The 13,919-nt window shown below is 68.6% G+C and carries 7 protein-coding genes; 5 read left to right on the top strand and 2 right to left on the bottom strand.

Annotated features, from left to right (window positions below):
- Nucleotides 1-66: 66 nt before the first annotated feature.
- Nucleotides 67-3,294 (bottom strand): UvrD-helicase domain-containing protein, encoded by a 3,228-nt coding sequence (locus F8S09_RS18270; protein ID WP_152872057.1) that lies wholly within the window; start codon nucleotides 3,292-3,294, stop codon nucleotides 67-69.
- On the bottom strand, nucleotides 3,291-5,999 hold the full coding sequence (locus tag F8S09_RS13745; protein ID WP_152872058.1) for a PD-(D/E)XK nuclease family protein: 2,709 nt from the start codon (nucleotides 5,997-5,999) through the stop codon (nucleotides 3,291-3,293). Before F8S09_RS13745 ends, F8S09_RS18270 begins: the two co-directional genes overlap by 4 nt.
- Nucleotides 6,000-6,112: 113 nt before the next feature.
- Between F8S09_RS13745 and F8S09_RS13750 the strand changes: the two genes are divergently transcribed.
- The 5 genes from F8S09_RS13750 (at nucleotide 6,113) to brxC (ending at nucleotide 13,849) form a co-directional block, all read left to right on the top strand.
- Nucleotides 6,113-6,949, top strand: coding sequence for a hypothetical protein (locus F8S09_RS13750; RefSeq protein WP_152872059.1), 837 nt, complete (start codon nucleotides 6,113-6,115; stop codon nucleotides 6,947-6,949).
- Nucleotides 6,946-9,006 carry a 3'-5' exonuclease gene (locus F8S09_RS13755; protein WP_152872060.1) on the top strand — a complete coding sequence of 687 codons (2,061 nt, stop codon included), beginning with the start codon at nucleotides 6,946-6,948 and terminating at the stop codon, nucleotides 9,004-9,006. The genes F8S09_RS13750 and F8S09_RS13755 overlap by 4 nt, the downstream gene beginning before the upstream one ends.
- A 96-nt stretch (nucleotides 9,007-9,102) precedes the next feature.
- Nucleotides 9,103-9,708, top strand: a complete 606-nt coding sequence (locus F8S09_RS13760; protein ID WP_194165357.1) for a BrxA family protein — start codon at nucleotides 9,103-9,105, stop codon at nucleotides 9,706-9,708.
- The gene (locus tag F8S09_RS13765) at nucleotides 9,705-10,286 is read left to right on the top strand and encodes a DUF1788 domain-containing protein (RefSeq protein WP_152872062.1); all 582 of its coding nucleotides are present in this window, start codon (nucleotides 9,705-9,707) and stop codon (nucleotides 10,284-10,286) included. The genes F8S09_RS13760 and F8S09_RS13765 overlap by 4 nt, the downstream gene beginning before the upstream one ends.
- Complete coding sequence (gene brxC / locus F8S09_RS13770; protein ID WP_152872063.1) at nucleotides 10,283-13,849, top strand: BREX system P-loop protein BrxC; 3,567 nt, start codon at nucleotides 10,283-10,285, stop codon at nucleotides 13,847-13,849. Before F8S09_RS13765 ends, brxC begins: the two co-directional genes overlap by 4 nt.
- Nucleotides 13,850-13,919 lie beyond the last annotated feature (70 nt).

A 13,919-nucleotide genomic window follows, 5' to 3' on the forward strand; every position in this document is an offset into this window, starting at 1 on the left:
GACACGCGGCTCACACCTGCAGGAGCAGGAGGCCCCGTGCCGGGCTTTGCCAGGGTGAGCCGCAGGTTAGGCCAAGGCCGCGTCAGGGGCTGACGCGAAAAGGCTGGCGTCGCACACCTGGCGGTACAGGCACAGGCGGCAAGCAGGGGCAGACGGCGTGGGCGTGAACACGCCAGCCCGGATCCCCTGGGCTGCGTGGCGAGCCTGGGCCAGGCCACGCTCCACCTCGGCAGGGTTGAGGGTGTAGAGCACCTCCTGGCGCAGGTAGGCGAGGCTGGCCCGCTCAGCTCCCGTCGCTTGGAGGTAAAGGGCGAGCTGCGGTGCGTGATCGTCGGGGGAGACGCTGCGGTCCGTCTTGTAGTCCACGAGCCAGTGCCCGTAGTGGGCGTCGATGACCCCCTCAAATTGCAGGTCCTCAAACGTCAGACTCAGCGGCACTTCCCGCTGGGGGGGCTGGGTCGGCAGCGCAGCAAAGGCCGGACTCGACAGCGCGCCGGCCAGGGTCGCCACCTCCTGACGCTCCGCGTCCCTGAGGTGCGGGAAGCCTGCTCGGATGGCCGCTGCGCTCCAGCCCAGTTCAATGGCCTGGTGCACGGCAGAGCCGATCACCGCGCCGCCCGCCCGCCCGGTCCCCAGCGGTCCCGGCTCCGTCCACAGGGCGCTGAAGGGAGGCCGGCCCGCGACGTAGCGGTACCCGAAGGCGCGGGGGCAGTGCAGGTACGCGCCCAGGGACGTGACCGGCAGGCTCTCCGGGAGGGCCATGCTCTCCTGCATCCGGGCCCCGTGGACGCGCCCGGTGCGCCGGAGCGTCCACGGCTCGGGTCGCGGGATCCGGTGGTGCTCATAGGCGAACCGGGTCACGTCCTCCTGCGGAAAGCCGCGGGTGAGCGCAGCAACGTCGGGGGCCTGGCTGGGCTTGGCGGCCATGGTGAGAATGAGGGCGTCTGCGGCGCGGGTCAGCGCCACGTACATCAGGCGCTCGGCTTCGGAAGCCCGCCGCTCTGCCTGGAGGTCTTGCAGCTTGAGGTGCAGTGCCGGTTGCTGAGCGCCGGGCAGCCCCGGCACGCGCAGCGCCAATCCGCGCTCTGCGTCCATCAACAGGGGAGCGCTGTCCGCCCGACCCTGCTGCAACAGGTCCGGGACAATCACCACGGGAAACTCCAGACCCTTGCTGCCGTGAATGGTCATGATTTGCACGGCGTCGTCCGAGCCCAGGGTGGCCTCCGGCACCGGCAGGTCCAGGCGCAGGGCGTCCTGCAGTGCCAGCGCGGCGCTTTGCACGTCGGCGCGGCCCGCTGCGGCCCAGGTGTGCAGCAGGCTGAGGAACGCGTCGATGTTCGCCAGCCGCCGCATGCCGTCCGGAAGGCTCGCCATGACTGTGGCATGCTGCGTGCCTTCCAGCGCCAGCGTGACGAGTGCGCTGGCGGTGAGGCTGCCTCGCCGCTCGCACAGCGTCTGCAAGAGTGGGGGCGCCCCCGCAGCGTCCAGGGCCTGCCAGAGGCTGAAGCCGCGGGGCCGCGGGGCCGCCACGTCCCGCAGCCTCTCATCGGACCAGCCGAACATCGGGCTGCGCAGCACGGCGGCCAGCGCGAGGTCGTCCGCTGGCTGGGCGAGGAAGAAAAGAAGCTGGGTGAGGTCGCGCACTTCGGGTCGGTCGAGCAGGCCACGCCCCCCCTGCACCGCCGAGGGAATTCCAGCGTGGAAGAGCGCGCCCTCATACAGGGGCAGGTTGGTGCGGATGCGCAGCAGGACGGCGACGTCGCGGTACGTGAGCGGCCGGATCCGGCCACGCTCCTCGACGGTGCGGCCCTCGGCGAGCAGCGCCTGGATGCGGTGCGCGATCAGGTCCGCTTCCGCCGCGCGCAACTCGGTCACGCCCACGGGCCCCCTCACCACGTGAAGCTCGCAGGGTGGCGACGGGTGCGGCGCGTGCCGCCGGTGGGCCTGCAGCGGCGTGAAGCTCGCGGCGGTGGACCCAGCTCCGGACGGGCCAGGCATGAAGCTTTGGAAAAAGGTGTTGATCACCTCGACCAGCGGCGCGTGCGTCCGGAAGGAACGGTGGAGACTGATGGTCGCCCCACCGCGGGCGGCAATCTGCGCGCGGGCTTCGCGGAAGGGGCGGACATCCGCGCCACGAAAGGCGTAGATGCTCTGCTTTTCATCCCCCACCACCGTGAAGTTCACGCCCTCCGGGGCCAGGGCGGAGAGAATCTCCCACTGCAGTGGGCTGGTGTCCTGGAACTCGTCCACGCACACGGCCTTCCAGCGGGCCTGGTAGTACGCCCGCACCTCGTCATGCCTCAGCGTCCGCGCCGCGAGACGTTCGAGGTCCGCGAACGTCAGCACCTCCTGTTCCGCTTTCAGGGCGTTCAGCCGGCCCTGGGCATGCCCGTACAGCCGCGCGAGGACAGGCACCGCCTGAGCCTGCCACACCTCGGCCTCGAGGGGTCCCTGAGGCACAGAGAGCCGCTGCAAGGTCTGGACTGCTTTGTGGACCACGGCCTTGGCTGCACCCCAGACACGGGCGTTCCCGGCGTTGCTGCGCACCGAACGCAGGGCACCGTGCATGGCCGCCTGCCGGACTGTCCAGCTGCCCGTGACGGCCGCAGCCTGCAGGGCGGCCATCCGGGCGCGCTCGAGCCCGTCGTCAGGGTCACTGCTGGAGTGGCCGCGCAGAAGGTGCAGGGCGTCTTCCCAGCCTCCGGCGGCCTCCTGCGCCTGACGCTCCAGACGCTCCTCCAGGGCCTGCTGCCTGGCCTCATGTCCCGTGAGGCTCACCTGCAGGGCTGCCTCGGCGCGGTGGGGGTCGCGCAGCATCAGGGTCACTGCATCCAGCGCCAGCGCAGCGGGCACCGCGCCGAACGCCCCAGGCGGCAGCGTCGCGAGGACGTCCGGCAGCACCCCATCAAGCCACACGGCTGCCTGCGACTCGTCAAGCACCTGGAAGCGCAGCCCCGCTCCACTCTCCACCGGGTGGTCGCGGATGATGCGCGCGCACAGCGCGTGGATGGTGCTGATCTGCGCGAGCGGCAGCGTCCGCGCGGCGGAGGCCAGCCGGGCGTCTCCACTTCGGTGCGCTTCTTCCTCCAGCAGGGTCTGCAACCGCGTGCGCAGCTCAGCCGCAGCCGCTTCGGTGAACGTCACCGCGACGAGTTCCTCCGGCTGCAGCCCTTCCTGCATCTGCCGCAGCAGCCGGCGGGTCAGCACGAACGTCTTGCCGCTGCCTGCCCCAGCGTCAATGGCGACGCTGCCCCCGAAGGTGATGCCCCGCTGTTGTTCGTCAGTGAGGGTCACGCGCTCTCCTTCACCGCAAAGCTCCGGAAGCGGCACACCGGCTGCAGGTCACAGTAGGTGCAGGCCTGCTCCGCGGAGTCCGGACGGGCGCGGAAGTCTCCCCGCTGCAGGTCGGTCCGCACACCCTCCAGGAACGACCGGACCTGAGCGTCATGTTCCGCCCAGCTGTACTTCGCGGAGGGCCAGCTCGGTCCAGCGCCCTGCAGCACCTTGGCGCTGTTGACGCTGAAGTAGCGGCCGAGGCCAGCGCCCGTGAGGGAGAGATAGACCGGCAACTGAATCTCGTTGCTGAGTTTTCCAGTCTCGTCCCGCACCCGGCTGATGTACTGGCTCAGCTTGTAATCCGTGACTATTGTCGTCCCGGCGGGCGTCCGGTCCACACGGTCGGCGTAGCCGCGAAATCTCCAGGTCCTGCCAGCCACAGGTAGCTGACCGTCCAGCGGCGCTTCGAGGGCCTGGATCATATGGCCTTCGGGCAGGAAGTCCGGAGCACGCACTGCCCGCTGCAGCACCCCGATGTGGTCCCGGCGCTCTGCCCCCCACAGTGGACCGGGGTCGAGGTCCCCGGCGCGGGCGAGCTGGGTGACGGCCTCATCCAGCACCTCCGGCACCCGCCCGGCCAGCTCGTCGGCTACCGGGGCCGCGCGGCCTACCCAGGGCGAGAGCAGCCGCTCCAGGGCCAAGTGGTACAGGCGGCCCCGCGTGAGGGGGTCCAGGCCGCGGGTGGGCGGCACCCAGGCTTCCAGCCGCAAGACCTTGCTGCCGAACCAGCGGTAGCGGCAGGCACCGTAGGCGTGCAGCTGGCTGGCGCTCCAGGTCCAGGTGTCCGGGTTGACGGTGCCGGGCAACACGGGCTCCGGGTCCAGACCGCGCTCCCGGTGTTCCTCCCGGCGCGCCGCCTCTGCCACACGCGGATCGTCGAGTTCTCCCAGCAGCGCCCGGTGCATCTCCGCTTCCCGGCGTGAGCCGGCATGCAGCTCGGGCACGGGGCGGGCGGTGGGAAAGTCCCGCAGAAACGAGCTGGGCAGCGCCACCTTCCCCCCGGCTCCCACCTCCGGCCGGGTCAGGGTCAGGCGCTCACGCGCACTGGCCAGGGCATGGAAGAAGAGCGCCCGCTCGATCGCCTGCGCCTCCACACCACCGGGCAGGTACACCCCCGACTCCGACCAGTGGGCCCGCTGGTGCGCGTCAAGCAGCGGCGGGTCCGTGACCACCTGGGGAAACAGGCCCTCGGCGAGTCCCAGAACCCAGACGGCCTGAAAGGAGCGGCCCAGTGTCCCCAGCGGCGTCGCCAGGCGCACGCCGCCCTTGCTGGGCAGCACCGGCACCGTCGCCCGCCGCAGCGCCCCGCCCAGGGCCGTCAGGAAGGCTGCCCGGGTCCCCTCGGGCAGTGCCTGGAGCGGAGCCAGGGCCTGCTGCAGCGCAGCGAGCGCGGCGGCCAGCGCCGGGTCATGGCGCTGCCTGGCGAGCACACCCGCTCCTGTCAGCGCGCGGGTGAGGGCCTGCAGGAACTCCAGGCCCGTGCCGGACTCAGGCCAGGCAAAGGCCAGCGTTGCCGGGCTGCTGTCCCAGGCCTGCAGACCGCTGGGAGCGTGACGACCGAACGACCGGAGCCGGGCCCCCACGTCGAAGGGCAACTGCAGCAGCGGATGGGTCAGCACGCGTTGCGCAGCGCCAAACGTCCAGTCACGCTGCCCCGCCTCTACCCAGGCGAGCAGCAGGCTGCCCAGCGGCGTGGCGGCCAGAGAACGCCGGGCCTGGCCGACCAGCGGGACCCCGTACATCTGCGCGGCTTCCACCAGTGGGGCCAGGTACGTCGGCTCGTCCCGGACAATGATGGCCAGTTCGTGCCAGGGGCGGCCGTCTTGCTGGTGTGCGCGTTTGACCTGCCGCAAGACTTCACGCGCCTCCTCGACCACGCCGGCCAGCATGAAGACGTCCACCGTCGGCGGGGACGCGTTGTCTGCCTCGAGAAAATGCTGGGCGGCGCGGTCCCCAACGCGGCCCAGCTGCTGTTGAGTCCGTGCCGGAACTGCGCTTATCTGTTCGGGGATCCATCCCCGCGCCGTCAGTGCAGCGGCGGTGCGCTGCGCTTCAGACAACCCGGGGTCACCCGCCGCGGCCAGGAACATCCGGCTGCCGCCTTCCGCCAGGCGGTCGAGGTAGGCGATCTGCGCGGCGTCCAGATACGCGAAGCCGGTGACCGTGAGGGCTTGCGCGAACACTGCCGTGCGCGCCGCGAAGAACTCAGGAACCGCCGGGTCGTAGCGTTCGTCGCGCAGGAGCTCGAGTACCCAGGTGCGGTGCAGCCGCGCGAGGTCCCGCTCCCGAGCCGAGCGGCCCGGCGGCAGGCGCGAAGCATCGGCGCGCAGCAGTGCCCGGAGGACGCCAGCCAGGGTGCTGACGGTGCTGGGCCGGTCGAGAATGGTCCCGAAGTACTCCAGATTCAGCCGCTCAAGCAGCTCTCGCAGTCGCGCTTCGTGCTCTGCTGGCCCCAGGGGCTGCCAGCCGGTACGGGCCAGCGCGCGCCGGGCCTGCTGACCGAAGGTGACGGTTGGAAGAGCCTGCCGCGTGAGCTGCCGCAGGGACCGGGCCGCAGCGAGATTCGGCACCAGCGTGAGGCCAGGGCTGTCAGCGAGGTGCGCACGCGCGAGGTGGCGCAGCACGGTAGGGGAGGGGTGAAGGGTGAGCGTCCGTATGAGCATGCGACCTCGAGCGCCAGGCTGGGGTGGGAATGCCCTGACCCTAGCACCCCGCCGGGACGCTGCAGGGCGAAGTTGTGCTGCGAACGCAAGACCCCGGCGCTAGGGTATTTCGTATGTCCATTGTCGAAACCGTGTACGCCACGCTTCAGGAAGAAGGGTACCGGCCCCGCATCGGAGAAGAGGGTGTCCTGAGCTTCCGCTACTACGGGCAAGACGGGCACTTCTCTGCGCGCCAGCTGGGTTCAGTGGCCATCGGTGAACTCGAGTGCCGCTTGCCCCGGCCGGCTCCCCTTCCCGCAGAGGCCCAGCAGTTTGGTCTCACGCACCCACTCGCGCAGCTGGGCGAACGCGGCGGCCAGGTCGTGCTCAGGGTCACGACGATGATGACCGACCGCGATGCAGCAGGGCAGACCCGCGCCCTGCTGCAGTTGCTCGACCGTTACGTGGCCGACGTGGTATTTCAGGGCCCGTCCCCAACGCAAGTGGACCTCCCGGCGGACGCCTCCACTTCCGCCGTCCACGAGCCGGAGGCCACTCCACCGGTCGCCGTGTCCCCCGCGCTGCCCAGCCCGCCGCCACCGGTAGGCGAACCAGCGCTCAGCACCCAAGAGACTGGGACGGCTCCTGCACCCGCCGCGCAGTCGGGCGTCCCCGCCGGCTGGGAGGAGTTCTGGCCACTGATGCACGAGCGCCACCAGCCTCTGGTCCGGCAGCTGGCCCGCCTGGGCGTGCCGCCCCCGAACGACATGCAGGTGGACATGCTGCAGCAGGGGCAGGTGAAGGGCACGGCCATCATGATGTGGGGCACCGCGCCGAATGCGGTGGTGATCTGTGAACCTGGACAGCTGGTGCCCGCCGGGTATCTGGGCGGCACCTGGCTGCGGCACTTCACGGTGGAACAGGTGGCGGCCAGCATTCACCACAACCTCAAGAAGGTGGGGCTGCTGTGAGCCGACTGCTCCTGGCCCAATCCTTCACCCGGCGACTTGGGCAGTTTCCAAACCAGGAGCAGAAGCTGATCCGGGACGCGGTGATGGTGCTGCACCTGGACGTGATTGGCGGCAGTCTCCCGCGGCCTGGACTGCGGTGGCACGGCCTGAACAGCCCGGACCTGTACAGCATCTCCCCGAACATGGATCTGCGGGTCATCCTCTATCACAAGGGACAGGATTACGTCGTGCTGTACGCCGATCATCACGACGGTGCGTACGCCTGGGCCAACCGGCGCCGCCTGGAAGTCCATCCTTACACCGGGGCTATGCAGGTGGTCGAGGTTCAGGAGCGTACTGAGGTGCTTACCCACGTGGAGGCTGCTACCGAGGAACGCGTCTTTTATCCGTACGACGCGCCCTACCTGTTGCAGCTCGGTGTGCCGGAGCGCTACGTGCAGACGGTTCGCCACGCCACGTCCACCAACGCCCATGAGCTGCTCGAACTGCTGCCGGAGGAAGTCGCCGAGCGGCTGCTGGGCCTGCTCGCCGGGGAGCTGGTCGTGCCGCCGGACGCGCAGCAGGGCGATCCCTTTTCGCACCCGGACGCGCGGCGCGCCTTCGTGGTTGCGGACAACGAGGCAGAACTGGGTGCGGCGCTGCAGGGTGCCTGGCAGGACTGGATCGTGTTTCTGCACCCTTCCCAGCGGGCCCTGGTCGACCGGACCTTTGGCGGTGCGGCCCGCGTGACTGGTGGGGCCGGCACCGGGAAAACCGTCGTCGCGCTGCACCGCGCCGCCCGGTTGGCCCGCGCTGGGCAGCGGGTATTGCTCACCACCTACTCGCGCACGCTGGGCAGCCACCTGAGCGAACGGCTGGTGCAACTGGTTCCCGAACCGGAGGTGCGCGACCGGATCACGGTGCGCACCGTCCATGCCCTCGCCGCGCAATTGGCGGGAGAACTGGGTCTGCCCGAACGGCAACCGGAGGACAGCCCTGCGCAGCTGCGGGCCCGGCTGGAACGCGCCGCGCGCGAGGCCGGCTCGGCACTCAGCCCAGAGTTCTTGCTGGCCGAATGGCGCGGCGTCATTGAGGCGCAGGGTTTGCGTAATTGGGAAGCCTACCGCGAGGCGCGCCGGACCGGGCGCGGCACACCCCTGGGTGTACGGCAGCGCTGGGACGTCTGGCAGGTCACCCAGCGCTTCCGGCAGGGCCTCGAGGCAGACGGCCGCTTCACCTGGCGCACGATGTGTGACGCGGTCACAGAGGCGCTGTCCGGTCGGCCCGCCCGGTTCGACCACGTGATCGCAGATGAGGCGCAGGATCTGGGGCCCAGTGAGCTGCGCTTCCTGCTGACGTTGACGGGTGGGGGCACCGATCATCTGCTGCTGGCCATGGACGAGGGGCAGCGCATCTATCAACGTGCCTTTCCCATGAAAAGCCTCGGCCTGAGCTTCCAGGGCCGGAGTGCCCGACTGCGCCTGAACTACCGCACGTCCCGCCAGATCCGGGAGCTGGCCGATCGGCTGCTCCCCGGGACCTTGCGGGACGCTGACGACGCCGTCGAGCAGCGCCTCACGCTGTCGCGTTTTCAGGGCCCGGAGCCGGAGATCGCGGGCCTGACCACGCCTGAGGAGGAATTCGAGCGGGTCGGGCAGTGGCTGAACGCACGGCTGCAAGAAGGCCTGCAGCCGGAGGAGATCGCGGTGTTCACCCGGCATGACCCGGCGACCACTGCGGCGCGGCTGCAGGCCCTGACCGGCCACGTCACGACGGTGGTGGGGAGCCTGGAGGGCTCGGGCGATCCAGGAAAGATCAGTGTGTCCACCATGCACCGCGCCAAGGGCCTGGAGTTCCGCGCCGTGGCGGCCATCGGTATGCATGACCAGGCCTTGCCGTCCGCTCAGCGCCTCGCGGAGCTGCTGGATCCAGGCGACCAGGCCGATTTCCTGGCTCAGGAACGTCACCTGCTGTATGTGGCGGCCACCCGCGCACGCGACCATCTCCTGCTGACCTATGCCGGTGAACCGAGCCGGTTTCTCACGCCCCTGGTGGTGTTCAGCCGTGACAAATCCTGACCCCAGAGCTGAGCGTCAACAGGTGACGCGGCGTGCAGGCAGGCTGGCGGTATGGCCGCCCCAGTGTCTCCCTGCCGCTCCCTATCCTGGGAGGCCATGCCTATGACCCGGCCCACGTACACCGCGCTGACCAACACTCAATTTCTGCTGGCCGAAAGCAGCCAGGTGGCCCAGGCTCTGCTGGAAGGTGCGGACTGGGCCCTCCTGCGCCGCGCTGCTCAGGAGGGCCGTCTGTTCGGCCGTGGCCGGGCCAGCAGCCAGCTCACGGTGCTGACTGCGTTGCGGGGACGCTTCCACGAGGTTCCCCGTGAGGTGCTTCCGGAACTGGCTGCTGGCACCCTCGAGGCAAGACGCCTGCTCGTGCTCGGAATGATCACGAGGAGAAAGCCGCTGCTGCGCGATTTTATCGGCCAGGTTCTGCTGCACCAGTGGCAACGTCTGGCCCCGCGGGTCACGGACGCCGACGCCCGCGCCTTTCTGACCCACCAGGCCGAGCAGCACCCGGAGGTGGCCACGTGGTCGCCAGCGACCCAGCAAAAGACGCGGGGCAACCTCACCCGTTTTCTGGTGGATGCCGGCCTCCTGAAAGAGAGCCGTCAAGGTGAGTTTGAGATCCTGCCGCAGTACCTCTCCCCCCAGGTCAGGGCTGCCGTGCATGACCTTGACCCCCATCTTCCTGTGCTGCTGGAGGCCCTGAAATGAGTCTGGAGACCCGCCTGAAGGCCCTGAGCGCTGCGCTGCTCGACCCCAAGCTGCTGCGGGGCCGCGGACTGGGCAACGAGATCGGGTTCTACATCTTCGATTACCCACCGGAGCGTGCCCCTGACGTGGCGCGGGCCCTGCCCCAGGTCGTGAGGGCCGTGGAGTCGGAAGGCGTGCAGGTGGCCGTCGTGAACCTCTACCGCACGGTGCTGGAACTGCTGGAAACGCGTGGGTATCTGGACAAAGCACTGGCTCTGGAACAGGCGCGCGGCCCGGCGGCCCTGCACAGCGCCCTGAAGCCCCTGTTGACCCCGGAGAAGGTGGCTGACGCCGTGGCGCACGAAGCCCAGGGGGCGGGGCTGGTGCTGCTCACCGAGGTGGGGGCGGCCTACCCGCTGCTGCGGTCGCACAGCATCCTCAACAACCTGCACGAGCGGCTCGACCAGGTGCCGGTCGTGATGTTCTTTCCCGGCACCTACGACGGCCAGCAACTGCGGCTGTTCGGGCTGTTCAAGGACGACAACTACTACCGCGCCTTCCGGCTGCTGCCGGAGGCCAAGCAAGGAGCCAGCGCATGAGCAGCCCGACTTCCACGGACACGGCCCACCTCCGCATCGCGGACCTCTTCGACCGACCCATTGGGCGCGACATCAACGGCGTGATCAAGGCCGGGCAGCAGGACGACCGCAACGTCGAGCAGGAGCTCGACGAGTACGTCGTCACCCGCGAACTCGACGGGCAGTTCCGGCGCTTTTTCGAGCATTACGCGGATTCGCTGGAACAACCCACCGACCGGGTCGGCGTGTGGATCAGCGGGTTTTTCGGAAGCGGCAAATCCCACTTCCTGAAGATCCTGTCGTATCTGCTCGCCAACCGGGAGGTTTTGGGTCGCCGCGCCCTGAGCTTCTTTGACGAATCCAAGCTGCCCGACGCGGTGCTGCGCGCCTGGGTCGACAAAGCCGCCCGCGCCGCCGAGCACACCGACGTGATCCTCTTCAATATCGATGCCAAGGCGGACGCGAGCAGCAAGGCGAACAAGGAAGCGGTCGCCCGGGTCATGCAAAAGGCCTTTGACGAGCACCTGGGGTACCTCGCCAGCAGTCCGGAGATGGCCGCCCTGGAACGGATGCTCGACAAGCGCGGCAAGTACGGCGAGTTCAAGGTGGCCTTCGAGAAGGCCGTGGGGAGGCCCTGGACCCAGGTCCGCGACGGCTGGGCCTTTCACCAGTCGGACATCACCCAGGCGCTGTCCCAGGCCGCCGGGCTGACCGAGGAGGAAGGTCAGCGCTGGCTGGAGAGCCTGAGCGTGCAGCGTGATCCCAGCGCCGAGGAGTTCGCCCGCGAGGTGCGCGACTACCTGGACCGGCGCGGCAAGCGGCACCGGGTCCTGTTCCTGGTCGATGAGGTGGGCCAGTACGTTGGAGAGAGCAGCAGCCTGCTGCTCAACCTGCAATCGGTGGCCGAGGAACTGGGCACAAAAGCGCCGGGGCGCGCCTGGATTCTCGTCACGTCTCAGGAGGACATCGCCAAGGTGCTTCACGGGAGGGTCCACACCCAGGGGTTCGACAAGATCCAGGCCCGGTTCAGCACCCGCATCAGCCTGTCAAGCGCGAACACCGACGAGGTGATTCGCCTGAGGTTGCTCAAGAAGACCTCCGATGGGGAGCGTGCCCTGGAAGCCCTCTACGACACGTCCCAGGCTGCCCTGAAAAACCTGATCACCTTCAACAACGACGCGACCCTGCTGGGGTACAAGGACGCCGAGAGCTTCGTGGCGAACTACCCCTTCATTCCGTACCAGTTCAAGCTGCTGCAAGAAGCCTTCACGGCCATTCGTCAGACCGGGTTTTCCGGCAAGCACCTCTCGGAAGGCGAGCGCAGCATGCTCAATGCCTTTCAGGACGCGGCGCAGACCCACGGCGGTCAGACACTGGGGTCACTTGTGCCCTTCGGGGCGTTTTACAGCGCGGTCGAGGGATTTCTCGACTCGAACGTGCGGCGGGTGATCGATCAGGCGCAGGACAACCCGGCGCTGGAAGCCCAGGACACCGAGGTGCTCAGAACGCTGTTTATGCTCAAGCATGTCAAGGAAATCAAGACCAACCTCGACAACCTGACCACGCTGAGCCTGCGCCACGTCGACGAGGACCGCCTGGCCCTGCGGGGCCGCATCCAGGCGTCCCTGGTCCGTCTGGAAAAGCAGACCCTGATCGCGCGCAGCGGCGATGTGTGGACCTTCCTGACCAACGAGGAACAGGATGTGGGCCGCGAGATCAAGAGCATTGACGTGGCCGAGGGTGAACTGAATGCCGAGCTGCAAAAGCGGGTGTGGCAGTCCGTGTTCACAGCCACTTCCCTGAAGTACGACGCTTACCACCAGTACCCGTTTAACCGCAAACTCGACGACCGGCCCTTCGGGGCTGCCGCCCACGATATCGGTGTGCAGGTGGTCACGCCCTACGCCGAGCGCTTTGAGGCCCTGGCAGAGGAGCATGTGGCGGCGGTGCAGTCGGGCGCTGTGCTGCCGGGAGGCAGCATCGAGGCGCTGGTGGTCTTGCCAGACGACCGCCTGCTGTTTGAAGAACTCACCGAGATGGTCCGCACGGACCGGTACGTGGCCCGCAAGTCCGGGCAGGACAGCACCCCCTCGATGCGGCAGATCATCAGCGCCCGCGCCGAAGAGAATGGCGCCCGCAAGGCCCGCATCGAAACCAACCTGCGCCAGGCCATCGCGGGAGCACGTGTGTACGTGCTGGGCAGCCGCCTGGAAAGTCCCGGGGGCAGTGCGACCGAGGTCTTGCAGAGCGCCTTGCGTGCCCTGATCGACAACGGGTACCCCAAGCGCTCCTTCCTGCAAAAACCGCACCTGACGGAGGGAGACGTGGCCCGCGCCCTGACCACGCCGGACGACAGCCAGAACCTCGACGGGCAGGACCCCAACCACCTGGCCCTGGGCGACATGGAGCGCTGGCTGAGCGAGCAGGGACTGCGAAACATCCGGGTGACGGTGCGCACCCTCCTCGACCAGTTCACCCGCCGTCCCTACGGCTGGACGGACGCGGAGGCGCTGGGCATCCTCGCCACGCTGGTTGCCCGGGGCCAGGTGGACCTGCACCGCGCCCAGAAGCCCGTCGATCCCGGCGAGCCGGGCCTGGCTGGGCGGCTGCTCAAGAAGGCCGGGCAGGAGGAAACGGTGGTGCGCCTCAGCGACGTCATCGACCCGAAGGCCCTGGCCACCGCCCGGAGGCTTGCGCGCGAGTACCTGATGAGTGTGGACCGGCTCGCTACCGCCGACGCCCCCAAGCTTGCCGCCGCGTACCGGGAACAGCTTGGGCAGGACCGCGAGGCCCTCCTGCGCTATCAGGAGCGGGCCGGACAGGGGTACCCTTTTGGCTCTGCGCTGGCCGGGCCGCTGGCCAGTGTGGACGCCCTGCTTGCGACCTCCGGGACGGCTGCGCTGATCGCCGAGATCGCGGCACGGGTCGAAGCGCTGGAGGACTGGGTAGACCTGCGGGCGAAGCTCCAGAGTTTCTACGGCGGAACACAGGTCAAGATTTTCGATGAAGTCCGGCGTGATCTGGCCGATCTGGAGCCCGACCTGCCCCGCGTCAATGTTCCGGAATTGCAAGACCGGATTGGGAAGGCCCGAGCCATGCTCACCCTGCCTGACCCCGTGAAGGTCATCCCGCAACTCTCTGGCCTGCTGAAGCCCGTCAAGGCCCACGTCGAAGACCTTCTGAATGAGTCCAAGCACAAAGTCGTCGGAGTGCTGGAAGACGAAATCGCGCGGCTGCAACTCATGGCCCTGGATCTGGGGGCTGAGAAGACCCGGACACTGACGGGTCCCATTCTCGACGTCCGCGCCAGGTTGGAGGCGGCCAGGACCATCGACGCAGCGGAAGCCACCCAGCTGGCCGTGCAGAACGCCGCGTTGAAGGTCGAGCAGGCCATCATCAACGCTTTGAATGCAGGGGACGGGAATGAGGCCGCGCCTCTGCGACCGGTCCGGACACTGAAGGTCAAGTCCATGACGAAATCGCCTTACCTGGAATCCACGCAGGACATCGAAAACTTCTTGTTCCGGTTGCGTGCCGAACTTCAGGAGGCTGTTCAGAAGGGCGAGCGGGTGCTGCTGGAATGATGGCCCCCGTTCGAGCGCTGAGTGGCTTCCCCGGCAACGAGGCAAAAGCTGCTTCGTCCGTGTCCCCCAA

This window comes from Deinococcus terrestris (assembly GCF_009377345.1).
Taxonomy (GTDB): domain Bacteria; phylum Deinococcota; class Deinococci; order Deinococcales; family Deinococcaceae; genus Deinococcus; species Deinococcus terrestris.